Genomic DNA, 26,114 nt, shown 5'->3' with positions numbered 1-26,114 from the left:
CTGTCCTAAAAAAAGGCCGCGATCCATAAGATCGCGGCCTTTTTGCATTTCAGCGCAACACGTCAGACCTCATCCAACTCCGGCTCATCCGCCTGCGCATTCACCGTCGCCTTCACTGCGTCATGGCGACGAATGTACTTCCAGTCCGCCTCATCGATGTAGATCCCGTTCGGCCCGCTGCCGCCTTCCAGGTCGATTGCCACCTGGGCAGACACCTGCGGCTTCACACTGGCCAGGATCGGCACGAAGCCCAGCTGCAAGCTGGTTTCCAGCAATGCGGCCTGGTTCTTTTCATCGATGTCCGCTGCTTCATCAAGGTAATACGGCAAGCGCACACGCCCGGCCTGGTCGCGGTCCATCAAGTGCAGCAACAAATACATGTTGGTCAGCGCCTTGATGGTCATGGTGGTGCCGTTGGATGCTGCACCGTCGATGTCGGTGTGAATCACCGGCTGGCCATGCACCTTGGTGATCTCGAAAGCCAGCTCGAACAGATCCTTGAGGCCCAGTTGGTTATGGTTAGCCGCCACCAGGCGTGCGAGGTATTCCTTGGCCTCTTCGTTCTTGTTGTCTTGCTCGGCGCTTTGGCTGAGGTCGAAGACCGACAAGGTTTCACCTTCCTCGTACTGACCCGCGCTGTGGATGATCTGGTCGATATGCTTGAGGGCTTCCTTATTCGGCGCCAGCACGATACGGAAGCTTTGCAGGTTGGACACCTGGCGCTTGTTGATCTCGCGGTTGAACAGCGCCAGTTGGTGCTCAAGGCTGTCGTAGTCGCTACGGATGTTACGCAAGGTCCGCGCGATATCAGTGACCGCCGCACGGCGGGCCTTGCCGAGGGTCAGCGCCTCATCGGTGCGGTGCGCATAGGCATTGATCAACAGTTGCAGGCGACGCTCGACATCATCCTCGCTGTCGAACTTGGCGACGCCCTTGAGGCGCACCTGCGCATACAGCGCCTCGATTTGGCCATCAGCGCGCAGCAGACCTTGCCAGCTGTCCTGATAGTCGTTGAGCAATGGCAACAGGTTGTCCATGGAGTCGTCGACCGGATCCATGAACGGCGTACCGAACGGCAAGTCCGCCGGAAGCAACTGACGACGGCGTAAGGCGTCATCAAGCGTACGCTGTTTGGCTTCCATATCACCGATCTGCCGACCGACCAGTTGGAGCTTGGCCGACAGTTGCTGAACGCGCTCGGTAAATGCATCACTGGACCGCTTCAACTCGTCCTGAGCGGCTTCCATCTGCGCCAGGTTTTCCAGCTTCTCGCCTTCTTCGGCGCTCAGGGTTTGCGCACGGCGGAAATCTTCCAAGGCCTTTTGCGCGTCCAGCACTTGCAGGTATAGCGCCTCGGTTTGGGTCTTGCTCGCCGCGCGGTCGGAAGTTACAGCCTGCTGCGTCTTGAGCTGCTTGAGTTCTTTTTCCAGGCGCTCTTTCTGGTCGCGCAATGCGGCGCGATCTGCCAGGGCCTGCAACGCCGGTGGTTCGATGTGCGAGATGTCGATGGACAGCCCCGGCACTTCGAAACGCTCGCCCTTGAAGCCATCGAGGATCTGCTCCAGGGATTTGACCCACTGGCCGTCCTCATCCAGCGTGATGCCGTGTTCACCCAACGGGAGGCTGAACAACGAACTGTTGAACAGACGCATCAGACGCTCGACATCCTGCTGTGAGAATTCTTCCCGCAGCTTGGCGTAGCTGTTGTTGTCTGCGTGATCAAGCTGCTGCTTGACCGACTTCAAACGCTTTTCCAGATCCCGCAGACGCTCGTCCAAATCCTCGGCGCTGAACTGGCGTGACTGCGCCAAAGCGCCGGCCAGTTCATCGTGAGCATCCTTGGCCGCCAGCAGTTGTTGCTCCAGGACCTTCACGTCATCCACCAGGGCAAAGCGATGCTTGAGCACCGACAGCTCGCCCAACCAACGCTGGATGCCGCTGATCTCACGCTCCAGGCGCATCAGCTCTTGGGTGCCGCCACGCTGGTCGTTCTGCAGCGCGTCCTGCTCGTTGCGATAGTGTTCGGCCTGGATCGTCAGCTCTTCCTTACGTGCACTGGCGTAGTCCGACCAGGTGCCCAGCAACGAGTCGAGCAATGGCGACAGGCGATGCAGTTTGCCGCGCAATGTGTCGCGCTGCCGAACGCCATTGGCCAGTGCCTCGACCAACGGGCCGGCTGCGACCAGGGAGTTGTAATCCTGTTCCATACGTCGCACATCGCGGAAGGCTTCTTCGCACGCGGCGATGTAGTCCACACTGCCGGAACGCAGGCTGTGTTCGAAGGCATCGAGGAACAATTGCTTGAGCTTGGCCGCCGTGATTTCGCGCATATGCAGCAAGTTGATAAACAGCGCGCGGAAGGTCTTCAGACTCTGTTCGCTGGTGGAACGCAGCGGGATCAGCGTAAGGTCCAGGGGGATCGACGTGTGGCCGCCCACCAGCAAACGGCGCAGTTCATCCGGCTTGAGTTCGTAGGCTTTCAGACCCTCGCGCTCAAGGTTGGTAAACAGTTCTTTCTGACGCAGGCACGTGTCGTTCTTTTGGTAGTGAGCCAGGTCCAGCTTGCCCGCGTAAGCGAAGAACTGGTGACCGAAACCGCCACCCGGGCCGCGTCCTACCACACCGATCACGTGCGGACCGTGGGGCAGGGACACTTCCACCAGGATGTAGCTGGTGTCGGTTGCAAAGTAGAAACGGCGCGATTGCTCCAACGTGTACTTGCCGAAACTCATGTCCGACATGCGCGCCAGGATCGGGAACTGCAAGGCGTTGATCGATGCGGATTTACCCAGGTTGTTCGCGCCATACACCGATAGCGGCTCTTCCAGGGGGAACAAACCGAGGCTGTAACCGGCGGTGTTCAATAGGGCGAAGCGGCGGATGCCGTAGCGTTCCTTGCTCATGCGTCGGTCTCCTGTTCTTCGGCAATGGCACGGGCCAGTGCGTCTTCTTCGCTTTCTTCTGCGAAGTCGCTTAGGTCCAGCGGATCATCGGTTTTCAGCAGTTTTTCATCGCTGTCTTCGTCGATGATCACTGGCGCTGGCAATGGCAATACGCTGTGCACGCTGGCGGCGAGGTCACGGTCTTGTTGCACCGACAGGCACACGTCGAGGAAACGGTGCATCGGCGGCAGGAAGCGATAGATGCCGTTGTCTTCGCTGGCAAAACCCAACTGCGTCATGCGGCGCATGATTTTTTCTTCGAGTTCTTCCTGGGTCTGCACTTCGGCCTGGATAAACAGATCGCGGTATTTTTCCAGCAGCGACGGCAGCTCATCCCGTCCAAGGCTGCCGCCGTCGAGCACGGCGATCGGATCGCGGCCCTGGTCGGCCAAGTGCTCGACGATGATGAAGGTGAACAGCGCCAGGCGCTGCGCTGTCTTGTTGACTTGCGCGCTGGCGATCGCGGAGTCCGGCACGAAGTAGTAGAAGCCTCGTGTATCGCAGACCAGCTCAAAACCCAGCGCCCGGAACAGCGTGCGGTACTGGTCCTGGAAGTTTGACAGTTGCGCGTACAGCTCCGGGTCGCGGCGGCTGACGTGGTAACCCTTGAACAGCTCGCGAAAGATCGGCGCCAGCTGGGACAGTTCGGATAGATCAAGATGCATAAGGGGTGCTCGCAGAATTCTCGGCGGAGTCGGTGCTGGCCGGGAGCAGGGCGAAGGAGCGCAGGCTGACCTGGTGCTCGTGTGTGTGGTAATCGCGGCGTTCCAGGCGTTCGCGCTTGAAGCGTTTTTCCCGCGAGAGCCGCGAGAACCAGTACAGCAATTCGTCGGTGGCGCCGTCCGGTTCCTGCTCCAGCAGCCAGTTCATCAGGTCCGGCATCGGCAGAGCATCTTCGCAACGCTCCAGCATTTCCTTGACCGTACGCGGCGCGCGTTGGGCTTCGCCCTTGTGGGATTTGTGCGCCTTGGGGAATCGCGCCGGTTTCGGCTCGAAATTCGCCAGGGCGTACACATAGGCCTCGACCTGGCTGGCACTGCCCAGGAAGGTGCTTTGCGGCCGGGTGAACATGGGCATCGCCGCCTGCGGCACAGCGTCCAGGCCTTTACGGCGGATGGCCGATAATGCCAGCGCGGCGCCACGGGTTACGGCATTGTGCCGGCGTGCTTCCTCTCGCAGCGGCAACAGCAGCTCCCGCGCATGACGCAAGGTCAGTTGGGCACTGGTCTGCATTTCGAGGATGCGCGCGTGGGTGCGCAGCAGCATGTCGTCGTCCACCAGGTGGCCAAGGCGCTGCTGCTCGGTGAGCATGCGTAGCAGCACATTCTCGACCTTGCGCACGCCTTGCTCGAAGGCGCCGTCGGCGTTCACCAACTGGATCATCGGTTCGACATATTCGTCCCAGGTCGCCAGGACTTCGGCGTAACGCTGGCGCAACGGGATCTGCCGGTCGCTGGTCTTGGCACGGTCGGCCACGGCCGCGAGGGCTTGTTCGTCGTTGGCGAGTTTTTTCAGCACATCCCGCACGCGCATATCCAGCAGGCGCAGTTGGCGGGCCAGGTCGTGACCATCGCGGATGTCGAAGGCGTCCTGGATATAACCGGCCAGGCGCTCAAGGTGGCGCAGGTAAGCTTCGATTTCCAGGCACAGGCCAAGCCGGTGCTCCTTGCGAAGATACGCCAGGAAGTCGTGGATCTGCGCGTTGAGCTCGAAACGGTTCGGGCTCTTGGCGACAGGCACCAGGATATCCAAGCGAATCCACACGTCCAGCAGGCTAGTGATGTCCTGGGGCGTGCTGTCCAGTTGTTGGGCGGCCAGTTGTGCGCGCAGCTCGCTCAGGCTCAGGGTGCCTTGGTCGAAGTGTTCGCACAGTGGCTCAAGTAAGGCCCAGTGTTCGGCGAGGGCGCGCAGGACGCGCTTGGGTTCGATCATGGGAATGGCCGGCTGGTTGGCGATTAAAAGTCGCGATTGTACTGCATCAGGCGTGGGATTTATCCACAGCCGGTCAGTGCGCAGTGGGCGATTGTTACCGAACAGCGGTAGAATCCCCGCTCTTTACTTATCCACAAGTGGCCGAGCTGTGCTTATCGAGTCCCGACGTCGCGCTTACTTGACCGCCATGCAGGTGGTCAACTGGCTGCCCCGCACCGAACTGCCGTTTGCCGCGCCGTCGCGGCCCGAGTTGCTGCAGGCGCTTGAGCCTTATGACGCGTTCGAGACTTCGGGCGAGGAGGCCGCTGCACCGGTGGCAGTCGTCAAGCCAGAGCCGCAGGCGCGCCCGGCGGTCGAACGCACCAAGATCGAAGTGCCACGTCCGTCGCCGGTGGCCAAGCCCGTGGTCGCCGAAGCAGAAGCCCCGGTGGTCAAGGCCCCGGTAGTGCCGCCGCCGCGCTTTGCCCTGCAATTGCTGCGGGCCGGGCGCTGTCTGCTGTTGGTGGAATTGCCCACCGGTGAACGCTTCCAGACGCGCGACCCCGCCTACATGCTGCTCAAAGACATGCTGCGCGCTGCGGGTCTGCCTGACAGCCCGCAAATCGTCGGGGACCCGGTACGCTGGCCGCTGTTGGTACGCGGCACCATGGACCAAGGCCCTGAAGCGGCGCGGGACTTTGTGCAAGGCTTTGTCTCGGCGCGCCTGGAAGACGAACCCTGTGTCTGCCTGTGGCTGATCGGCCTCCCCGCCGTGCGGTTTGCCGGCGAGGCGAATGCCGAGTCCTGGTACCGCGAACTGCAGGTCGAGGGCCTGGGTTCTGTATGGGCCCTGCCGGGCCTGGAATTATTAATGGAAGAGCCACAGCGTAAGGCTGATGTCTGGCAAGCCATGCGCCGGCTGATGGCGCGCTGGAAAACAACCGATGAGTGAGGCTTTATCCTTCCGCCCGATGACCGAGGCTGACCTCGATGCCGTGCTGAAAATCGAATACGCGGCGTTCAGCCACCCCTGGACTCGCGGGATCTTTCTCGATGGGCTGGGCAAGTACCAGATCTGGCTGATGTTCGAAGGCGAGCAGCAAGTGGGCCACGGCGTAGTGCAGATCATCCTTGATGAGGCGCATTTGCTGAACATCACTGTCAAACCGGAAAACCAGGGCCGTGGCCTGGGTTTGGCGTTGCTGGAGCACCTGATGTCCCGCGCTTATGCTGCCAAGGCACGCGAATGCTTCCTGGAAGTGCGCGACAGCAATACCGGCGCGTTCCGTCTGTATGAGCGTTATGGGTTCAACGAGATTGGGCGTCGCCGGGACTACTACCCGGCTGTCGGCGGGCGCGAAGATGCGGTCGTCATGGCCTGCACTTTGGTCGATTAAACACGCGATCCAGTGTGGGAGAGGCAAGTCGAATCGTCTTACCGCCCCTCCCACATTTGGATTTGCGCAGTGTCAGCGGTTTCCGTCTACCGGGTCCAGATCAGCCAGCTCCGCTTCATCCAGGCCATTGCCGCCGCCAATTTCATCTTCATCCACAATGCTCAGGTCAAAATCTGCCGGGTTGTCTTCACCCGCCTCCCGGGCATCCCGTGCGCCATCTTCATGGATCAGGGTTTCCGGGCTCATATCGTCATCGGTCGGCTCGTGGTCATCCGTCGAAGCGCCAGTCAGACCGGCTTCACGTACCCGTTCGTCGGGCATCAGGTGTTCGCGTTCGCGGGGCGGGATTTCATCGCCGATTTCCGCCGTCGGCGCCTCCTCGTCAAAATCCAGCTCGCGCATCGAGCCCATGCGATCTTCGTTGTCGTCAATCGGTTCGGGCTGTGTAGCGCCGTAGGGACGTCGTGATTCAGTCATGGCCAATCCTCATACTGTGGGGCTTATAGTGTGTGGACAGGCACGGCTCGCCAAAGATTCAAGCTAATTTGCGCATCGCGTGACCTGGACGAAAGGTCGTCAGTCACAAAACTGCGCATCATTCCTGAGGCTTTCCCTGATGAACGAACTACAAGACCTGCTTGATAACAATGAACGCTGGGCGGACGCGATCAAACAGGAAGATCCCGAATTCTTCGCCAAGCTCGCCCGCCAGCAAACCCCGGAATACCTGTGGATCGGCTGCTCCGACGCCCGCGTACCGGCCAACGAGATCGTCGGCATGCTGCCGGGTGATCTGTTCGTGCACCGCAACGTGGCCAACGTTGTGTTGCACACCGACCTCAACTGCCTGTCGGTGATCCAGTACGCGGTCGACGTGCTCAAGGTCAAACACATCCTTGTTACCGGCCACTATGGCTGTGGCGGTGTGCGTGCTTCTATGCAGGATCGCCAGTTCGGCCTGATCGACGGCTGGCTGCGCACCATTCGCGACTTGTATTACGAAAACCGCGACGTGCTGGCCCAATTGCCGACCGAAGAGGAACGCGTCGATCGCATGTGCGAGCTGAACGTGATTCAGCAGGTGGCCAACGTAGGCCACACCAGCATTGTGCAAAACGCCTGGCACCGGGGGCAAAGCCTGTCGATCCATGGTTGCATCTACGGCATCAAGGATGGCCGCTGGAAGAGTTTGAACACCACCATCAGTGGCTTCGAGCAACTACCGCCGCAATATCGCTTGCGGCCGTTGGGCGAAGCCTAAGGTCGTTTGCGCATTCGCCACTGCGCCATGAACGCTTGGCCTTCGGCGTTCAATGGCTCCTGGCTGCCAGTGATCCAGCCCCGGCAGTTCAGTTCGCCGCATTGGCAAGCGAACTGCCGGAACAGCACGTCCTCAGTGCTCGCGTAGTCCAGGGTCAGCCAGGCGCCGGCGGCGATAGGTTGCACGGTCCAGAGTTCCAGGTACGTCGTGTCGAAGAATACATTCGGATTGCAGGAGTGCCGCAACAGGCCGCAGAACCAGCAATCGTACAAGTGGATGCGCGGTGATAGCTGCAGCGTATGCGGGCGTCTCTCGCCCACGGCATAGCCGGAGACATGAGCAATGCGTATGCGGCTGTCAAAGGCTGTGCGCGCCTTGACCCCGCCTTCCATGTCATTTGCGGTGCTTACGACTTTGAAATGCTCGGACGAGGGGTAGCCTTGCTCAATTCGCAGCGTCTTGAACGGATATAAGCATTCAGTCACAGCAGTTCTAGCCTTGTCCATGGCCTGAGTTTTCATAACTCTCCTTGGTTAGGCTGCATCGACCTGCGGGTGGTGTCTGACTACCAGTCTTGCAGCGGATGGGCGCGGCTAAACATTCGCTTAAGTTGGATCCGATTTCTACTGTCAAATCTGACAGTAGAAATCGGATCTTTTTTTTGTGGGATTTACAACGCAGGTTCCGTGTTGACGGGGGCAGGAGCGGCGTTCCTCAATTGTTTCAACTGAGTTTTTATTGCTGGCGTTGCACACTTGGCATTGGCTTGCTCCTGGCTCAGTTTGCGCACCGAGGTGTAGAACAATTCACAGGTCTGTTCTTTGCGCGTGACCTGCCAGGTATTCATGCAGGCTTTAAGCAGCACATTCGGATCGCTCGCCGGTTTCTGGCCCATCCCGGCCTGCCAGCAGGCGGCGCTAAGATCCTGGCCCATCACCTTCAAGCCCGCCTCGTCGGCCTTTTGCTCATCGCCGTCATAAGACTCGGGGTCGGCTGCATACCAGATGTAGCTGGGATGGTTGGAACCCAGTACTGAAACGCTTTTGCCCTCGGCCGGGCTTATCTGCGCCAGCCCGAGCACATTCACGGTTTGTCCGTATTGCTGCTTGATCCAACTACGCACCGGTGCCCCGAACGCCACCATCGGCAACGAGCCGTCGGGCTGGAGGCTCAGTTCCTTGACCATACGGGTCTGATAATTGGTGAAGTAGCTGTAGACGCCCTCCAGCTCTTTGCCCGCCGTGGACGGTGCGGCGATGGGGGCGATGTCGATCATGGTCTGGTAGGCCGGGGTTTCGGCGGCCGGCACCCCGTTGTCGGTGAGCAAGTCGGCCCAGCGATCCGTGGTTTTCGATTCCAGGTAATCCTGTGCCTGAGTGAGTGAGTAGTCCGGCGGGAAGTGCATCAACTCGATGCTTTTGCGGTTTTCCAACGCCATGCCCAACGGCAGGAACAGGTACCAGTTAAACGCCCATTTACCGTCGCTGTTGAGCTTGCTGGCGCCTTGGTAGGCGAGGTCGGCGGTATTGAGCAGTGCCGTCAGGGGCTGGCCATAACTGTCAGGTACGCCGCTGAAGGTCGCGGCCACCAGGCCATCATGGACTTTGACGCTGACCTTGGCCCGGCTGTAGCCGTCGCGCTGCACGCTCTGGTTCAGGTAGTGCTCGACGGTCTGCTCCAGCGTCCAAGGCCGAAAGCAGATGACGTTGCAGTTGTTGGGGTAAGCGAACAACTGGGTGACACGCTGCGTGCTGCCCAGCGGTACTTCGATATCGGCTTGAATGACCGCACTGGCCATCAGTGCGGCCAGGGTCAAATACAGCCTGGTCGATGTAAGCATAGTTGGTTCCTTGTCAGCGAAAGCCCGTCTGCGCGGGATGAAAGCCCACCTCCTCACAGTAGCGGCTGACCAGGAAAACCGCGTGCTAAATCGCTGGGCGTGTCGCTATTGGATAAGCGTCCTACACGTTGAACTGCAACGCGTTGCTCAAATCGCCCATGGGCTTCTGACCACGGGCGATCATTGCATCATCGCGCTGTTTGAGACCGTCCAGCGTCTCCAATTGGAAGACTCGGGTGATCAATCGCAGGATTGATGCGGTGTCGTATACCGTATGGTCCACCGTGCCTTTACGTGCGAACGGCGATACCACCAGCGCCGGAACCCGCGTGCCAGGGCCCCAGCGATCACCCTTAGGCGGTGCGACGTGGTCCCACCAGCCGCCGTTTTCATCGACGGTGACGACCACCACCATGTTTTTCCACTGTGGGCTTTCCTGCAGTACCTTCAAGGCGCGGGCAATATGGCGATCGCCCGAGGCCACGTCGGCGTAACCAGCGTGCATGTTCAGGTTGCCCTGGGGTTTATAGAACGTCACCGCCGGCAGCTTGCCGGCCTGGGCATCGGCGAAAAACTTGTTGGTGCTGGACTCATCGCCCAATCCCCCATCGCGCAGGCGCTTGTCGCGCTCGGCACGGTTCTCGGGGCCCTGTTTTTTGAAGTAGTTGAACGGCTGGTGGTGGTATTGGAAATTCGGGATTTTCGGAATACCTCCCGAATCCTTGAACTGATCCAGCGTCGCTTGCCAGGCTCCGGCGTACCAAGCCCAGTCGACGTTTTTTTTCGACAGCTTGTCGCCGATGTGCTCGTGGGTCTGTGGCACCAGCACGTTGGGCAGGTCGGGCTTGGAATAGTCCGGATTCTGCGGGTCGCGAATCCAGGTCGGCCAGTAGGGCGGGGCCAGGGTATTTACTGCGTAACCGTCCGGCGTCAGCGCGCTGGGGCCGAATTGCGGTGGACCGGTCATGGCGCTTGCTGGAGATTTTTCCAGCGGTTTGAGGCGCGTGTCGATGGGGTCATCGCTTTGCAGCGTGGCGATCTGCGCCTTGGCCACCGACGCTGCTGCGTTCGGATACACCGGCGCCGTAGCGCTGATCAGGTATTGATGGTTAAGGAATGAACCGCCGAAAGCGCCCTGGAAGAAGTTATCGCAGAGCACAAACTCCTTGGCCACGTCCCACAGGCGCAGGGAATAGCGGCTTTGGGCGTAACGGCCCATCACCAGCCCGCCGGAGTCCGCCCAGGCAACGAAGCCATCGTTCTTGCCGCCGTTAATCTGCATCTGGTTCTGGTAAAACACATGCCACAAGTCGCGGGTGACAAGGCTCAAGGGCAGGTCCTCGCCACTCGGGCCCTTGAGGTCGAAAGGGGCGTTGGGCAGGTTTTCCTGGAATTGCACTTCGCTGGGGTAGGTCACCCCGTCCACGGTTTGCGGACCGACTTGCAGCACACCGCCCCAGGTCGGTGGCAGGGTGGTCAACAGGCTGCCGTCGCGGTCGCGTTGCTGAGTATCGGTCGCGGAAAGCGCGGAGAGCGGTTTCTCGACACCTGGGAAATCCGCAAACAAAGAGATTGTTGAAACTGCGGTTCTCGGCATAGATCACTACCACGGTTTTCACCTGGTCGTGCAAGGCCTTGTCCAGCTCTTGAGGTGTGAGCGGTCGCGCTACCGGTTTTCCGGGCGCTTCGCTGGTGTTGCCGCAGGCACTCAAGGTCGCACCCACCCCCAACACCGCCGCACCACCCAGGAAACGCCGGCGGCTGCTGTCTACAGATGGTTGGGGGATGGAATCAGGGGAAGGGCGGTCTTCGTGCTCGTCACTCATTGCGGGAGTCCTTGCTGGCGAGTTGTTGCAAGATATTTCGCAGGACGGTAGCAACGCAATATGACGGAACGAAGACAGGCGCTTAAAGCAGCCGCAGCGCCAACTGGCTGCCGGCACGCAAGTACTCTACTTGGGCTGTTATCGCATCTTTTACGATGGCCTCGCCCGTGTCGGTCAGTTTGTCTTTCTTGGCGTCGATGACGCTGGTCTGCAGCAACTGCATGGCCACATCGATGGCTTTCTGGAAGGCCGTCACGTTGTTGTGCAGGCCGAACTCCTTGATAACAGCGTCCATGCGCCGATCGGCCTCGTCGCGCAGGGTCTTGTACTCGACGAACGATACGTTGTCGTCCTGGTAAATTTCGTTGAGCAGCGTTTCCAGGGTCTTGGATAGAGGGGTCATCGGATATTCCTTGGTCTAGTGTGAGGATTTATCCGGGTCAGGTTAATCAAGGGCGCTGGCAGGAGGAGTCAGGGGTTGTCGCCGCATGGCGTGGGACAACCCCTATGCGTTTCATCAGAAACATCGTGACCTACGGCATTACTGGCGGCAAATACTTCAACGTTGTCCCCAATGCCCACAGCAAAAACAACACCAGCGGTGTGTGCACCAGCAACTGCACAAACGAAAAACCGATCAGATCCCGTGCCTTCAGCCCCAACACACCCAGCAGCGGCAACATATAGAACGGGTTGATCAAATTCGGCAGCGCCTCGGCTGCGTTGTAGATCTGCACCGCCCAGCCCAAGTGGTATTGCAGGTCATTGGCCACCTGCATCACGTACGGTGCTTCGATGATCCACTTGCCGCCGCCCGACGGAATAAAGAAGCCCAGCACCGCCGAGTACACGCCCATCAGCAGCGCGTAGGTGTCGTGGGACGCGATGGAGGTGAAGAAGGTCGAGATATGGTGCGCCAGGGTCTGGCCGTCGCCGCCTTTAACCACCGTCATCAGGGCCGCAATCGAGCCGTACAGCGGAAATTGAATCAGCACCCCAGTGGTGGTCGGCACTGCGCGCGCCACGGCATCCAGGAAGCTTCGCGGGCGCCAGTGCAGCAGGGCGCCGGCCATGATGAACAGGAAGTTGTAGGTGTTGAGTCCCGAGATGGCGCTGATCGCCGGTTTGGTCGAAAACTCATGGAACAGCCAACCGGCCGCCAGCAGCGCCAACAAGATGGTCAGCAGCGGGCTGTGTTCCAGCCATTCGCCAGGCCGGGTCGGTGCTTGCGGCTTGGGCAGGTTGAAGGCTGGGTCGACGCCGCAGGCCTTGGCGTCACGGGCACTGTTCGGGCCGGGCGCGGTGGCATAGGCGATGATCAGCGACACCACGATCAGCGCCAGTAACAGCACGCCGGATTGCCACAGGAAGATGGTCTCGGTAAACGGGATCATCCCGGTGATCGACAGAATCGACGGCGGCAAGCTGGCCGGGTTGGCCTGCAATTGAGCGGCCGACGACGACAAGCCCAGTGCCCACACCGCGCCCAGGCCCAGATAGGCCGCAGCACCCGCGGCGCGGTAATCCATGCGCAGATCCGTACGCCGCGCCAGTGCCCGTACCAGCAAGCCGCCGAACACGAGGGACAGGCCCCAGTTGAGCAACGACGCGACCATGGAAATCAACGCCACCCAGGCCACGGCCGAACGGCCGTTCTTGGGGATGCGCGCCAGGCGGTCAATCAGTTTCACTGCCGGCGGCGAACTGGCGACCACGTAACCGCCGATCACCACGAAGGCCATCTGCATGGTGAACGGGATCAGGCTCCAGAACCCATCGCCAAACGCCTTGGCGGCCTCGGTGGGCGCAGCGCCCATGCCCAGGGTCGCCACAGCGACGATGATCACCGCGAGGGCTGCAAATACCCAGGAGTCAGGGAACCAGCGTTCGGCGAAGTTGGAACAGCGCAGGGCAAATCGGGCATAGCGGCTTTCTTCGATAGCATCGGCCACGGGTCATACCTCTTGTATTTATTATGAGGGCGGCAGTTTTCGCGCATGTTCCTCCACGGCCATTGATATGGGAATGCAGTTATCTTCATCGATCCATGAGGAAAACAAATATATCTGCGGCGATTGCCATCCTTCGGCTCACCTCATAACCTGCACGCCATTTTGTTTGTCTGCCGAGCCTCTACATGACTGCCACCTTTTCCTCACAGGCGCAGCGTTTTTCCCGCTCCGACTACAAAACCCTGGGCCTAGCCGCCTTGGGCGGTGCCTTGGAAATCTACGATTTCATTATTTTCGTGTTTTTTGCGCTGACCCTCAGCCAACTGTTTTTCCCCCCGGAAATGCCCGAGTGGCTGCGCCTGCTGCAAAGCTTCGGCATCTTCGTCACCGGCTACCTGGCGCGCCCGTTGGGCGGGATCCTGATGGCGCATTTTGCTGACCACCTGGGGCGTAAGCGCGTGTTCAGCCTAAGCATCCTGATGATGGCGCTGCCGTGCCTGCTGATCGGGATTATGCCGACCTACGCGCAAATCGGTTATTTCGCCCCGCTGATCCTGCTGGCGCTGCGCGTGCTGCAAGGCGCGGCGGTGGGCGGCGAAGTGCCCAGTGCCTGGACCTTCGTCGCCGAGCACGCACCGCGCAATCACCGTGGGTATGCGTTGGGCTTCCTGCAAGCTGGCCTGACCTTCGGTTACCTGCTCGGTGCCTTGACGGCCACGCTGCTGGCGCAAGTCTTCACCCCGGCCGAAATCCTCGATTACGCCTGGCGTTTCCCGTTCCTGCTCGGCGGTGTGTTCGGCGTGATCGGCGTATGGCTGCGCCGCTGGCTCAGCGAAACCCCGGTGTTCCTCGAAATGCAGGCCCGCCGCCAAGCCGCTGCCGAACTGCCCCTGCGCACCGTACTGCGCGACCACCGCGCCGTATTGTTGCCGGCGATGATCCTCACTTGTGTGCTCACCTCTGCGGTGGTGGTCCTTGTCGTCATCACCCCGACCATGATGCAAAAAACCTTCGGCATGAGCCCCAGCCACACCTTCGCCCTGAGCGCCTTGGGCATCGTGTTCCTGAACATCGGCTGCGTCCTCGCCGGCCTGCTGGTTGACCGCATCGGCGCCTGGCGCGCGGTGCTGGTTTACAGCCTGTTGCTGCCAATGGGCATCGCGGTGTTGTACGCCAGCCTGATCAATGGCGGCGTGTGGCTGGGCGCGGCGTACGCCTTGGCGGGCTTGAGCTGCGGCGTGGTGGGTGCGGTGCCTTCGGTGATGGTGGGGCTGTTTCCGGCGCAGGTGCGGGTGTCGGGGATTTCCTTTACCTACAACATTGCCTATGCGCTGTGGGCGAGCACCACACCGCTGATGCTGATCGCGTTAATGCCTACCAGCCCATGGATTTGCGTGGGGTATTGCGTGGTGATGGGGGCGGTGGGGGTGGCGAGTGTGGCGCTGTTTGGCAAGCGTCACACGTTAGCCGCGTGAAGATCAGCTAGGAACGTGCCCGAGCACTGATCAACCTGGTCACTGAAACGGTCGTTTGCAGCGTCAACGAAAAAGCCCGCCCCAGAGCCCTTGCTGTCGATTTTGTAATCTTTGCTCCACCGACCTGATAAGTCGCGAGCGCTACATTGCCAGCGCTTGGACTTCATGGCCGTGGAACTCTCGTTATGGCAATTTCCGTTAAAAAACTGATGGGGGCGACAGTGTTGTGGTTGGCTGCAAACGCGGCCCTGGCGCAACCCCTGACCCTCGATAGCGCCCTGCAAAACGCCTTCGCCAACAACCCGGACCTGGCCGCTGCGCAGTGGGAAATTGACATCGCTGCGGGTGGTCGCCAACAGGCTGGGCTGATCCCCAATCCGGTCGCTTCCTGGGACGCCGAAGACACTCGCCGCGACTCACGCACCACCACCGTCAAGCTCAGCCAGACTCTGGAACTGGGCGGCAAGCGCGGTGCACGCATCGATGTCGCTTCCCGTACTCAGGACGCCGCCGCGCTGACCCTGGAACAGCGCCGCAACAGCCTGCGCACTGACGTGATCGACAGCTATTACGCGGCCCTTCGCGCCCAGGAGCGGCTCGATCTGGCGCAACGCTCCCTGGCCTTGGCCGAGCGTGGTCTGGTGATCGCCAATGGTCGCGTCACCGCAGGCAAGTCGTCTCCGGTGGAAGCCACGCGCGCGCAAGTGCAGTTGTCGGAAATCCGCCTGGAATTCAACCGCGCACAGATCGGCCTTACCGACGCCTATCGCCGCCTGGCCGCCAGCACGGGCAGCGCCAGCGCCGACTTCGCGTCCGTCGCCCCGCCAAGTCAATCCACACCCGCGTTGCCGCCCGCTGCGCAATTGCTGGCGCGCCTTGAGCAAACCACCGAGCTGCGCCTGGCCGAACTGCAGATCCTGCAGAACGAGGCCAATGTGGGCCTGGAAAAAGCCCAGCGGATTCCCGATCTCGATGTGTCCATCGGCAGCCAATACGACGCCAGCGTGCGCGAGCGCGTGAACCTGGTGGGGGTGTCGATGCCGATCCCGCTGTTCAACCGCAACCAGGGCAACGTGCTTGCCGCCACCCGCCGCGCTGATCAGGCCCGCGATCTGCGCAATGCCGCCGAACTTCGCCTGCGCACCGAAACCCGCCAGGCCCTCGACCTGTGGCAAGCCGCCAATAACGAGGTGCGCGCGTTCAACCAGCAGATCCTCCCCGCCGCCCAAAGCGCGGTAGACGCCGCCACCCGTGGCTTCGAGATGGGCAAGTTCAACTTCCTCGACGTGCTCGACGCCCAGCGCACCCTGATTGCGGCACGCACCCAATACCTGACGGCCACCTCCCAGGCCACCGACGCCTGGCTGCGCATCGAGCGGATTTACGGCGACCTCGCCCGGTTCTGATTTTTTCTGGAGTCCCCTATGAATAGAAAACACGGCGTGGCGCTTGCCGTCGCCTTGGGCCTGATGCTGTCCAGCCTGGCAAATGCCGAGGAAGAAGAAGGCGCACTCGAACTCACCGCGCAGCAAATCGAGGCTGCCGGCATTCAACTTGCCCAGGCCCAACCCAGGCCGATCAGTACTTTGCTGACGCTGCCGGGAGAAGTGCGGTTTGACGAAGACCGCACCTCGCACATCGTCCCGCGTGCTGCCGGGGTTGTGGAGTCGGTGAAGGTCAATCTCGGTCAATCAGTGAAGGCGGGCGAGTTGCTGGCGGTGATCGCCAGCCAACAGATTTCTGACCAGCGCAGCGAGCTGGCTGCCAGCGAGCGCCGGGTGGAACTGGCGCGTACGACCTTCCAGCGTGAGCGCCAGTTATGGCAGGACAAGATCTCCGCCGAGCAGGATTACCTGCTGGCGCGCCAGGCCCTGCAAGAGGCCGAAATCGCACTGAACAATGCCCGCCAGAAGATGACCGCCCTCAGCGGCAGTGCGGTGTTGGTCGGCGGTAATCGGTATGAGCTGCGTGCGCCGTTTGCCGGTGTGGTGGTTGAAAAACACCTCGGTGTTGGCGAGGTCGTGAGCGAAACCAGTAACGCCTTTACCCTCTCGGACTTGTCCCAGGTGTGGGTCACCTTCGGCGTGTTTCCCAAGGACTTGAACAAGGTTCGCATCGGCAAACCGGTGACCGTCAGTTCCACGGAAATGGGTACCCACGTGCGCGGCACCGTGGCCTACGTCGGCAATCTACTCGGCGAGCAAACGCGCACCGCCACCGTGCGCGTGAGCGTGCCCAACCCTGACGATGCCTGGCGCCCTGGGCTGTTTGTCACGGTGCAACTGGCCACGGACACCGCCCAGGCCAAGGTCACCGTACCGCAGGAAGCGATCCAGACCGTCGAGGACAAACCCTCGGTGTTCGTGCGCACCCCGGACGGTTTTATCACTCGCCATCTTGAACTGGGCGTCAGTGAAAACGGCTACGTCGAAGTGCGCCAGGGGCTGGACGCCGGCGAGCAGGTGGCCACGGTCGGCAGCTTCATCCTCAAGTCCGAACTGGGCAAAGGCTCGGCCGAGCACGCCCATTGATCCTGCGAGTGATTCCCCATGTTTGAGCGCCTTATCCAATTCGCCATTGAGCAGCGCATCATCGTGCTGCTGACGGTGCTGTTGATGGCCGGTGTCGGCATCGCCAGCTATCAGAAATTGCCCATCGACGCGGTGCCTGACATCACCAACGTGCAGGTTCAGATCAACTCGGCGGCGGCTGGTTTCTCGCCATTGGAAACCGAGCAGCGCATTACCTTTCCCATCGAAACTGCCATGGCCGGTCTGCCGGGTTTGCAGCAGACGCGTTCGCTGTCGCGCTCCGGCTTGTCCCAGGTCACGGTGATTTTCAAGGACGGCACCGATCTGTTCTTCGCCCGTCAATTGGTCAACGAACGCTTGCAAGTCGCGCGCGAGCAATTGCCCAGCGGCATCGAAACGGCGATGGGACCGATCTCCACCGGGCTTGGGGAAATCTTCCTGTGGACCGTGGAAGCCAAGGACGGCGCACTCAAGGACGACGGCACGCCTTACACACCGACGGACCTGCGGGTGATCCAGGACTGGATTATCAAGCCGCAACTGCGCAACGTGCCCGGCGTGGCCGAGATCAACACCATCGGCGGCTTTGCCAAGGAATACCAGATCGCCCCAGATCCCAAGCGTTTGGCGGCCTACAACCTGACTTTGAACGATCTCGTCACCGCGCTGGAGCGCAACAACGCCAACGTCGGCGCCGGTTATATCGAGCGCAGTGGCGAGCAACTGCTGATCCGCGCACCGGGGCAATTGGCGTCCATTGATGACATCGCCAATATCGTCATCACGTCTGCGGACGGCACGCCGATTCGCGTGCGTAATGTGGCCCAGGTCGAGATCGGCCGTGAACTGCGCACTGGCGCCGCCACGGAAAACGGCCGTGAAGTGGTGCTGGGCACGGTGTTTATGTTGATCGGCGAAAACAGCCGCAGCGTGTCCCAGGCCGTGGCGAAAAAACTCGAAGACATCAACCGCTCGCTGCCCGAAGGTGTGGTGGCGGTGACGGTCTACGACCGCACCAACCTCGTCGAAAAAGCCATTGCCACGGTAAAGAAGAACCTCTTTGAGGGGGCGCTGTTGGTGGTCGCGGTGCTGTTTCTGTTCCTGGGCAATATCCGGGCGGCGTTGATCACCGCGATGGTGATTCCCCTGGCGATGCTGTTCACCTTCACCGGCATGTTCACCAACAAAGTCAGCGCCAACCTGATGAGCCTCGGCGCGCTGGACTTCGGCATTATCGTCGACGGCGCGGTGGTGATCGTCGAGAACGCCATCCGCCGCCTGGCCCACGCGCAACAGCGCCACGGTCGTCTGTTGACCCGCAGCGAGCGCCTGCACGAAGTGTTCGCCGCCGCCAAGGAGGCACGGCGTGCGTTGATCTTTGGGCAGTTGATCATCATGGTCGTCTACCTGCCGATCTTCGCCCTCACCGGTGTGGCCGGGAAGATGTTCCACCCCATGGCCTTCACTGTCGTGATCGCCCTGCTGGGCGCGATGATTCTGTCGGTGACCTTCGTACCGGCGGCGATTGCGCTGTTTGTCACCGGCAAGGTCAAGGAAGAGGAAAACCTGGTGATGCGCAGCGCACGCCGGGTCTACGCGCCGGTGCTGGATTGGGTGATGACGCGCCGTCCGCTGGTGTTCGGTCTGGCGCTGCTGACCATCGTCGGTTCGGGCGCGGTGGCCAGCCGCATGGGCAGTGAATTTATCCCCAGCCTCAGCGAGGGCGATTTCGCCCAACAGGCCCTGCGTGTGCCCGGCACCAGCCTCACGCAATCGGTGCAGATGCAGCAGCAACTTGAGAAAGTATTGATGGCCCAGGTGCCGGAAATCGAGCGGGTGTTTGCGCGCACCGGTACCGCAGAAATCGCCTCTGACCCGATGCCGCCGAATATTTCCGATAGCTACGTGATGCTTAAACCCAAGGACCAATGGCCCGATCCGGACAAAACCCGCGAAACGCTGATTGCGGACATTCAGCGCGCCAGTGCGATCGTGCCAGGCAGCGCGTATGAACTGTCGCAACCGATCCAACTGCGCTTCAACGAGCTGATCTCCGGGGTACGCAGTGATGTGGCGGTCAAGGTGTTTGGCGATGACATGGCGGTGTTGAACAAGACCGCCGGGGAAATCGCCGAGACCTTGCAGAAGCTTGATGGGGCCTCGGAAGTGAAGGTGGAACAGACCTCCGGTTTGCCGGTGCTGACCATCAATATCGACCGCGACAAGGCTGCGCGTTTTGGCCTGAATGTCGGTGATGTGCAGGACACTATTGCGGTGGCCGTCGGTGGGCGCCAGGCCGGTACGTTGTATGAAGGCGACCGCCGTTTTGACATGGTTGTGCGTTTGTCCGACGCCCTGCGCACCGATATCGACGGCCTGTCGCGGCTGCTGATCCCTGTGCCGGCGCTGGCCTCCGGGCAACTGGGTTTTATTGCCTTGTCCCAAGTTGCCAGCCTGGACCTGGTGCTCGGTCCGAATCAGATCAGCCGCGAGAACGGCAAGCGCCTGGTGATCGTCAGCGCCAACGTGCGTGGGCGCGATATTGGTTCGTTTGTGGCAGAGGCCGAAGCGGCCATCACCGATCAGGTGAAAGTACCGGCGGGCTACTGGACCACCTGGGGCGGCCAGTTCGAACAGCTCAAGGAAGCCTCCGAGCGCTTGCGCATCGTGGTGCCGGTGGCGTTGCTGCTGGTGTTCGGCTTGCTGTTTATGATGTTCAACAACCTCAAGGACGGGCTGCTGGTGTTTACCGGCATTCCGTTCGCGTTAACGGGTGGGATCATGGCCTTGTGGCTGCGGGATATTCCTCTGTCGATCTCGGCAGGGGTGGGCTTTATCGCGTTGTCCGGTGTGGCGGTGCTCAACGGCCTGGTGATGATTGCGTTTATCCGCAACCTGCGCGAGGAAGGGCGCTCATTGTCGGTGGCGATCAACGAAGGCGCTCTTACCCGACTGCGCCCAGTGTTGATGACCGCGCTGGTGGCGTCCCTCGGATTTATCCCCATGGCCCTGGCCACCGGCACCGGGGCCGAGGTGCAACGGCCGCTGGCGACAGTGGTAATCGGGGGGATTATTTCTTCGACGTTGCTGACCTTGCTGGTGTTGCCGGCGTTGTATCAGTGGGCGCATCGCAAAGAAGAGGGCAATGGTTGAAGTAGTTGAAGCGGGGTTTCTGTGGTGTCAGTGGTGAGCGGGCTTGCCCCGCGCTGGGCTGCGAAGCGGCCCCAATCCGGCTACCGAGGTTTTCAAGACAAACCGCAGCGCCTGTTTTTGGGGCTGCTTCGCAGCCCAGCGCGGGGCAAGCCCGCTCACCACAATAATCTCGCTCGGCACAATAAGTGCGGTGACCACAATAAGCTTGATCGCCACAACAAGTGCGGTGACCAAAATAAGCCCGATCACGTTGCTGACCTTGCTGGTGTTGCCGGCGTTGTACCAGTGGGCGCATTGCAAGGAAGAGGGCAATGGTTGAAGTAGTTGAAGCGGGGCTTCTGTGGTGTCTGTGGTGAGCGGGCTTGCCCCGCGCTGGGCTGCGAAGCGGCCCCAATCCGGCTACCGAGTTTTTCAAGACAAACCGCAGCGCCTGTTTTCAGGGCTGCTTCGCAGCCCAGCGCGGGGCAAGCCCGCTCACCACAATAATCCCGCTCGGCACAATAAGTGCGGTGACCACAATAAGCTTGATCGCCACAACAAGTGCGGTGACCACAATAAGCCCGATCACGTTGCTGACCTTGCTGGTGTTGCCGGCGTTGTACCAGTGGGCGCATTGCAAGGAAGAGGGCAATGGTTGAAGTAGTTGAAGCGGGGCTTCTGTGGTGTCTGTGGTGAGCGGGCTTGCCCCGCGCTGGGCTGCGAAGCGGCCCTAATCCGGCTACCGGGGTTTTTAAGACAAACCGCAGCGCCTGTTTTTGGGGCTGCTTCGCAGCCCAGCGCGGGGCAAGCCCGCTCACCACAATAAGCTCGCTCACCACAACAAGTGCGGTGACCAAAATAAGCCCGATCACGTTGCTGACCTTGCTGGTGTTGCCGGCGTTGTACCCGGGGGCGCATCGCAGGGAAGAGGGCAATGGTTGAAGTAGTTGAAGCGGGGCTTCTGTGGTGTCTGTGGTGAGCGGGCTTGCCCCGCGCTGGGCTGCGAAGCGGCCCTAATCCGGACACCGGGGTTTTTAAGACAAACCGCAGCGCCTGTTTTTGGGGCTGCTTCGCAGCCCAGCGCGGGGCAAGCCCGCTCACCACAATAAGCTCGCTCGGCACAACAAGTGCGGTGACCGCAATAAGCTCGATCGCCACAACAAGTGCGGTGACCAAAATAAGCCCGATCACGTTGCTGACCTTGTTGGTGTTGCCGGCGTTTTACCAGTGGGCGCATCGCAAGGAAGAGGGCAATGTTTGAAGTAGTTGAAGCGGGGCTTCTGTAGTGTCTGTGGTGAGCGGGCTTGCCCCGCGCTGGGCTGCGAAGCGGCCCTAATCCGGCTACCGAGGTTTTCAAGACAAACCGCAGCGCCTGTTTTTGGGGCTGCTTCGCAGCCCAGCGCGGGGCAAGCCCGCTCACCACAATAATCCCGCTCGGCACAATAAGTGCGGTGACCGCAATAAGCTCGATCGGCACAACAAGTGCGGTGACCACAATAAGCCCGGTCACCACAACAAGGCTGATCACTAAAAACGGCGTGTTCAAGGAAGGGGAAACACCAGTCTGAACCGCGTAAAGCACCCTGGTTGGCTGCTGACGTCGGCGTGCCCTTGGTGCAGGTGCATGATCGATTGCACGATGGCCAGTCCCAGCCCGGTGCCGCCTTCGGCGCGGGTGCGACTGCTGTCGGCGCGGTAGAAACGTTCGAACAGGTGCGGCAGGTGCTGTGTTTCTATGCCTCGGCCGGGGTTGCCCACCGACAGCGCCACGCTCTGGTCGTAGGTTTCCACCAGCAGCAACACGCTGGCGCCGCTGGGCGTGTGGCGGATCGCGTTGGACAGCAGGTTAGAGATGGCGCGCTGGATCATCAGGCGATCCCCGGTCACCCACGCGTCGCCGCGCAGGCTCAGGGTGACCTGCTTGTCCTCGGCACTCAGGGAGAACAGTTCGATCACCCGCTGCGCTTCGTCCCCCAGTGACACCGCGCCAAACCCGGCCCGTGCCGCCGGGTGGCTGACCTGGGCAAGAAACAGCATGTCGGAGACGATGCGCGACAGGCGTTCCATTTCCTCGGTGCAGGATTCCAGCCCGGCTTTGTACTCGTCCGAAGGGCGCTCGCGGGACAGGGTCACTTGGGCCTTGCCCATCAGGTTGGTCAACGGCGCGCGCAGTTCGTGGGCCAGGTCGTCGGAGAATTGCGACAGCTGCTGCACCCCGGCATCGAGGCGATTGAGCATCACGTTGAAACCTTGGGCCAACTCGCCCAGTTCCTTGGGCAGGTTATCCACAGACAACCGATGGGTCAGGTCCTGGGTGGTGACTTGGGCCGCCACATGGCTGAACTGCTTCAATGGCGCCAAGCCGCGTTGCACCAGCCACCAGGCGCCCATGCCGATCAGGATCAACAACAACGGCAAGGCGATCACCGTGGAGCGCAGGTAGGCGCTGAGTAACGCTTCATCGTCGGAGCGGTCCAGCGACAGCAATACCCGCACATACTCGCCGCCGCGCAAGGGCATCACGTGGGTGGCGGTGAGGATGCGATTGTCGCGACCGTCCACCCAATTCACGTAGGCCAGGTTTTTGCCGGCGGGGGCGTCGAGCAACAGCGGCTGCTGAGGTTTGGCGCCAACGCTGAGCAGCACCGGCGCGTCAGGCTGGGTGCCGGTGATGGTCAGGTAGATGTTGTCGTGGCCCATCACCAAGTCCAGCAACGAGTGAGGGCGGGCGGCGATGTCGTGGGGTCTTAAATCCTGGCGCAGGCTGTGTTCCAACTGCTCCATCTTGTTTTCCAGGCCTTTGCGCGCGAGATTTTCCAATTCGTGGGTCAGGGCCAGGTAGGCGAGGGTGGCGAGCAGTACGACCAGCCCCGCGCCCATCAGGCTGACCGTCAGGCCCAGGCGCATCGATAGGCTGCTGGTCTTCATTGGCGCGCTTCCAGCACATAACCCACGCCGCGAATGGTGTGGATCAGCTTGACCTCGCTCTGGTCATCGACCTTGCCGCGCAGGCGGCTGATGGAGACTTCCACCACGTTGGTGTCGCAATCGAAGTTCATGTCCCACACCAGGGAAATAATCTGCGTGCGGGTCATCACCTCGCCCGTCTGGCGCATCAGCACATGCAGCAGGGCGAACTCCTTGGTGGTCAGGTCGATGCGCCGGTTGCCGCGATAGGCACGATGCCGGCGTGGGTCCAACTCCAGGTCCGAGACGCGCAGCACCTCCGGCAGCGGGATATGTTCACTGCGCCGCAGCAGGGTGCGCACGCGGGCGAGCAACTCGGGAAATTCGAAGGGTTTGACCAGGTAATCGTCGGCGCCCATGTCCAGGCCCTTGATCTTATCGGCCAGGCGCCCGCGCGCTGTGAGCATCATCACGCGCTGATTGCCCTCACGGCGCAGTTGCTCCAGCACTTCCCAACCGTCGGTGTTGGGCAGGTTGACGTCGAGGATCACCAGTTCATAGGTGTTTTGCCTGGCCAGGTGCAGACCGTCGATGCCGCTGGCGGCGCAGTCGACGACGTAACCGCTTTCGGTCAGGCCTTGCTGCAAGTAATCGGCGGTTTTCTGCTCGTCCTCAACCACAAGGATACGCATGGGGATTTACCTTCAAGGAAACGAAAGGAGATGGCCTCATAGAGGCTCTGAGGGATCTGTAGGAAAACTCTGAAGCCTGAAGTAGCTTTAGGGTCAAGGCAGCCCAGGCCGCTGCGACGATTCGTCGCTGAACACACGCACAAAAAAAACGCCCCAGATGGGGCGTAAAAATTCATCTCTGTTCCAAAGGAGCTACACAAAAGCTGCAGAGATGAAGTGTGTTCGATGTGCAGTATAAAAAGTGCAACTTAACGAGAAGGTGGGGCCGATATTACAGTTCTGACAGACTTCAACTTGTGAACAGATGTACGGCATCGGCAACTGAATGTAAGTGGAACACCTAGAGCACGGCCAACGGATACTCGATAATCACGCGAACTTCTTCCAGGTCCGACTCGAACGCACTTGAACGCACGGTGGCCTGGCGCAGCCTGAGCGACAGATCTTTCAAGTTGCCACTTTGCACCACGTACTTGGCTTCGATATCCCGCTCCCATCGGCGTTGATCGGTGAGCGGATCGCCGGCTGAATCGCGGCGCATGTACACCGCGTTGGCGTTGCTGTAATCGGCGCCGGTGCCTTTGGCGTAGCGGGTCATGAACGACAGGCCGGGGATGCCGAAGGCCTGCATGTCCAGGTCATAGCGAACCATCCACGAGCGTTCCTTGGGCGAGTTGAAGTCGCTGTACTGGATCGAGTTGTTGAGGAAGATCGAGTCCGAGTTGCGCAGGTAGTCGAAGTCGTCATCGCCGTTGTTGCGTTGATGGGACACGGCCAGGCTGTGGGCGCCGACCTTCACGCCGAGTCGGGCGCTCCAGATGGTGTTATCGAATTCACCGAGCAGTTTTTTACCTTCGTCCACAGCCTTATAGACGTTGACGTCGCCGAACAACGAGACGTCGTCGCTCAGCGGATAACTGGCCGCGCTGCCCGCGTAATACTGGTTCCACGCGTCTTTGAGTCGGCTGCTATAGAGGCTTAGGCTGAGGTGTTTGTTGAGCTGGTAATCGCCGCCGCCATAGGCGATCCAGGGCGAGTCCACGGGGCCCGCGTAAAACGTTGCAAAGCCTTTGTTCATGCCGCTTTCAGCCGGTTGGCTCATGCCGCTCAGGCGCCCGCCCTGCAAGGTCAGGCCTTCCAGGCTGGTGTTCTGCGCGGTCACGCCACGGAAGGTTTCCGGCAGCACCCGTGAATCGCCGTAGGCCACCACCGGCGTAAGCGGGAACACGTCGCCGGCCTTGATCACCGTGTCCAATACGCGCAATTTCGCCGCGCCGCCCACTTTGCTGTAGCTGTCTTCGGGATGGTTGTTGCTGTCCACCGGCATCACGCCGAACGAGCCCTTGCCGCCGCTGCGGCCGGTGCCCGAGTCGAGCTTCACGCCGACCATGGCGAAGGCGTCCAGGCCAAACCCCACTGTGCCCTGGGTAAAGCCAGACTCGAATTTACCGATCAAACCCTGGGCCCAGGCTTCCGAATAACCATTGCCGGTCGGGCTGGATTGGCCCTTGCGATCATCGCGATTGAAGTAAAAATTGCGCGCCAGCACGTTCAGGCTGCTGCCTTCGATAAACCCTTCGGGCGTGTCTTCAACCGCTACCGCCGCCAGGGGTAAAGCGGCGCACAGTGATAGGGGAAGGGTGTAATAACGGATCTGCATGTTTCGCTCCTCGGTATTGGCAGTTATCAGCTTCTTATGGAGGTGGGCGTTCTTATTGATTTGGCCCGGGCTGATAGTTGCAAACCGTGGATAACGATTGGATGGCTTGAACATTACAATTCTGGAAACTCCCTGCCGCCTAACAAATAAGTAATGTTCTGGTGAACATCGTGACAGGGTGGGTTGGTTAGTCTCGGCACTGAACTTTCAGTCGAGGAATTAACCATGAACTTTTATCGCATTGGCTTGGGTGTATTGATTGCTACGTTGTCATTCGGGGCACTGGCCGAAGGCGGCGGTGACCGCACCTTTGACCGAATGATGGAGCGCAATGAAAAAGCCATGGCCGCCTACGCGGAGAAAAACGGCAAACCCGCGCCCCAGGTGCAGGTGTATCGCTATGGCATGGACCTGGACATTGCCAAGGTGGTCAACGTCACACCGCCGATCCGCGCCTGTAACCCTGTGCCCTCGCGCATGACCTATGAGGACTCCAGCGGAACACTCACTACCTTGGAATATCAAGTCATGGGCGTGTGTCGAAATAACGGCAGTTAATGGCGTCAAAAAAAAGAGTCGGGAATGGCA

General features: G+C 60.6%; 21 protein-coding genes and 1 pseudogene. 8 read left to right on the top strand and 14 right to left on the bottom strand.

What is annotated here, in order from left to right; genetic code table 11:
- Nucleotides 1-62: 62 nt before the first annotated feature.
- From mksF to mksB, 3 genes are read right to left on the bottom strand one after another with little or no spacing between them, the layout of a single operon-like run.
- The gene (gene mksF / locus ACVWXD_RS21220; protein WP_457371303.1) at nucleotides 63-2,903 is read right to left on the bottom strand and encodes an Mks condensin complex protein MksF; all 2,841 of its coding nucleotides are present in this window, start codon (nucleotides 2,901-2,903) and stop codon (nucleotides 63-65) included.
- Entirely contained in the window at nucleotides 2,900-3,607 is a 708-nt protein-coding gene (gene mksE / locus ACVWXD_RS21215; protein WP_032886032.1) for an Mks condensin complex protein MksE, read from the bottom strand. The genes mksF and mksE overlap by 4 nt, the downstream gene beginning before the upstream one ends.
- Nucleotides 3,597-4,874 carry an Mks condensin complex protein MksB gene (gene mksB, locus ACVWXD_RS21210; RefSeq protein ID WP_032886033.1) on the bottom strand — a complete coding sequence of 426 codons (1,278 nt, stop codon included), beginning with the start codon at nucleotides 4,872-4,874 and terminating at the stop codon, nucleotides 3,597-3,599. Before mksB ends, mksE begins: the two co-directional genes overlap by 11 nt.
- A 187-nt stretch (nucleotides 4,875-5,061) precedes the next feature.
- On the opposite strand from mksB, the gene ACVWXD_RS21205 reads away from it, so the two are divergent.
- Together ACVWXD_RS21205 and rimI are read left to right on the top strand one after the other, a co-directional pair.
- Nucleotides 5,062-5,805, top strand: coding sequence for a hypothetical protein (locus tag ACVWXD_RS21205; RefSeq protein ID WP_050442822.1), 744 nt, complete (start codon nucleotides 5,062-5,064; stop codon nucleotides 5,803-5,805).
- A complete protein-coding gene (gene rimI / locus ACVWXD_RS21200; protein ID WP_032886035.1) occupies nucleotides 5,798-6,250 on the top strand; it encodes a ribosomal protein S18-alanine N-acetyltransferase in 453 nt (150 codons plus the stop codon). The genes ACVWXD_RS21205 and rimI overlap by 8 nt, the downstream gene beginning before the upstream one ends.
- A 72-nt stretch (nucleotides 6,251-6,322) precedes the next feature.
- Here the strand turns inward: rimI and ACVWXD_RS21195 are convergent, their stop codons facing one another.
- Nucleotides 6,323-6,727, bottom strand: coding sequence for a hypothetical protein (locus ACVWXD_RS21195; protein WP_032886036.1), 405 nt, complete (start codon nucleotides 6,725-6,727; stop codon nucleotides 6,323-6,325).
- A gap of 139 nt (nucleotides 6,728-6,866) precedes the next feature.
- Between ACVWXD_RS21195 and can the strand changes: the two genes are divergently transcribed.
- Nucleotides 6,867-7,511 carry a carbonate dehydratase gene (gene can / locus ACVWXD_RS21190; RefSeq protein WP_003188288.1) on the top strand — a complete coding sequence of 215 codons (645 nt, stop codon included), beginning with the start codon at nucleotides 6,867-6,869 and terminating at the stop codon, nucleotides 7,509-7,511.
- Here can and ACVWXD_RS21185 read toward each other — a convergent pair.
- The 5 genes and pseudogenes from ACVWXD_RS21185 to ACVWXD_RS21165 form a co-directional block, all read right to left on the bottom strand.
- Complete coding sequence (locus ACVWXD_RS21185) at nucleotides 7,508-8,032, bottom strand: SET domain-containing protein-lysine N-methyltransferase (protein WP_095183741.1); 525 nt, start codon at nucleotides 8,030-8,032, stop codon at nucleotides 7,508-7,510. The genes can and ACVWXD_RS21185 overlap by 4 nt on opposite strands.
- A gap of 149 nt (nucleotides 8,033-8,181) precedes the next feature.
- Nucleotides 8,182-9,351 carry a hypothetical protein gene (locus ACVWXD_RS21180; protein WP_181642892.1) on the bottom strand — a complete coding sequence of 390 codons (1,170 nt, stop codon included), beginning with the start codon at nucleotides 9,349-9,351 and terminating at the stop codon, nucleotides 8,182-8,184.
- A gap of 121 nt (nucleotides 9,352-9,472) precedes the next feature.
- Nucleotides 9,473-11,177, bottom strand: a pseudogene (gene acpA / locus ACVWXD_RS21175) (acid phosphatase).
- An 82-nt stretch (nucleotides 11,178-11,259) separates the two neighbouring features.
- A complete protein-coding gene (locus ACVWXD_RS21170; protein WP_032886041.1) occupies nucleotides 11,260-11,580 on the bottom strand; it encodes a hypothetical protein in 321 nt (106 codons plus the stop codon).
- 130 nt (nucleotides 11,581-11,710) lie between these two features.
- On the bottom strand, nucleotides 11,711-13,129 hold the full coding sequence (locus ACVWXD_RS21165) for a short-chain fatty acid transporter (protein WP_032886043.1): 1,419 nt from the start codon (nucleotides 13,127-13,129) through the stop codon (nucleotides 11,711-11,713).
- 185 nt (nucleotides 13,130-13,314) lie between these two features.
- On the opposite strand from ACVWXD_RS21165, the gene ACVWXD_RS21160 reads away from it, so the two are divergent.
- The 4 genes from ACVWXD_RS21160 to ACVWXD_RS21145 all read left to right on the top strand — a co-directional run bounded on the left by ACVWXD_RS21160 (nucleotide 13,315) and on the right by ACVWXD_RS21145 (nucleotide 20,288).
- Nucleotides 13,315-14,604 (top strand): MFS transporter, encoded by a 1,290-nt coding sequence (locus ACVWXD_RS21160; protein ID WP_032886045.1) that lies wholly within the window; start codon nucleotides 13,315-13,317, stop codon nucleotides 14,602-14,604.
- Nucleotides 14,605-14,789: 185 nt separating this feature from the next.
- Entirely contained in the window at nucleotides 14,790-16,010 is a 1,221-nt protein-coding gene (locus ACVWXD_RS21155; RefSeq protein ID WP_032886047.1) for a TolC family protein, read from the top strand.
- 18 nt (nucleotides 16,011-16,028) lie between these two features.
- The gene (locus ACVWXD_RS21150) at nucleotides 16,029-17,135 is read left to right on the top strand and encodes an efflux RND transporter periplasmic adaptor subunit (protein WP_032886049.1); all 1,107 of its coding nucleotides are present in this window, start codon (nucleotides 16,029-16,031) and stop codon (nucleotides 17,133-17,135) included.
- 18 nt (nucleotides 17,136-17,153) lie between these two features.
- Entirely contained in the window at nucleotides 17,154-20,288 is a 3,135-nt protein-coding gene (locus tag ACVWXD_RS21145) for a CusA/CzcA family heavy metal efflux RND transporter (RefSeq protein WP_457371302.1), read from the top strand.
- Nucleotides 20,289-20,315: 27 nt separating this feature from the next.
- Here ACVWXD_RS21145 and ACVWXD_RS21140 read toward each other — a convergent pair whose 3' ends face one another.
- The 5 genes from ACVWXD_RS21140 to ACVWXD_RS21120 form a co-directional block, all read right to left on the bottom strand.
- The gene (locus ACVWXD_RS21140) at nucleotides 20,316-20,588 is read right to left on the bottom strand and encodes a hypothetical protein (protein ID WP_457371301.1); all 273 of its coding nucleotides are present in this window, start codon (nucleotides 20,586-20,588) and stop codon (nucleotides 20,316-20,318) included.
- A gap of 136 nt (nucleotides 20,589-20,724) precedes the next feature.
- The gene (locus ACVWXD_RS21135; protein WP_457371300.1) at nucleotides 20,725-20,907 is read right to left on the bottom strand and encodes a hypothetical protein; all 183 of its coding nucleotides are present in this window, start codon (nucleotides 20,905-20,907) and stop codon (nucleotides 20,725-20,727) included.
- A 902-nt stretch (nucleotides 20,908-21,809) separates the two neighbouring features.
- Nucleotides 21,810-23,195, bottom strand: coding sequence for a heavy metal sensor histidine kinase (locus tag ACVWXD_RS21130; protein WP_095183748.1), 1,386 nt, complete (start codon nucleotides 23,193-23,195; stop codon nucleotides 21,810-21,812).
- Complete coding sequence (locus ACVWXD_RS21125; RefSeq protein WP_032886055.1) at nucleotides 23,192-23,866, bottom strand: heavy metal response regulator transcription factor; 675 nt, start codon at nucleotides 23,864-23,866, stop codon at nucleotides 23,192-23,194. Before ACVWXD_RS21125 ends, ACVWXD_RS21130 begins: the two co-directional genes overlap by 4 nt.
- A 340-nt stretch (nucleotides 23,867-24,206) precedes the next feature.
- Nucleotides 24,207-25,526 (bottom strand): OprD family porin, encoded by a 1,320-nt coding sequence (locus ACVWXD_RS21120; RefSeq protein WP_122680442.1) that lies wholly within the window; start codon nucleotides 25,524-25,526, stop codon nucleotides 24,207-24,209.
- Between the two features lie 225 nt (nucleotides 25,527-25,751).
- On the opposite strand from ACVWXD_RS21120, the gene ACVWXD_RS21115 reads away from it, so the two are divergent.
- Entirely contained in the window at nucleotides 25,752-26,084 is a 333-nt protein-coding gene (locus ACVWXD_RS21115) for a DUF2790 domain-containing protein (RefSeq protein WP_032886058.1), read from the top strand.
- Nucleotides 26,085-26,114 lie beyond the last annotated feature (30 nt).

This window comes from Pseudomonas sp. TE3911 (genome assembly GCF_054062775.1).
The sequence above is the reverse complement of the archived record's forward strand: the minus strand, read 5'-3'. Positions and strand labels throughout refer to the sequence as shown.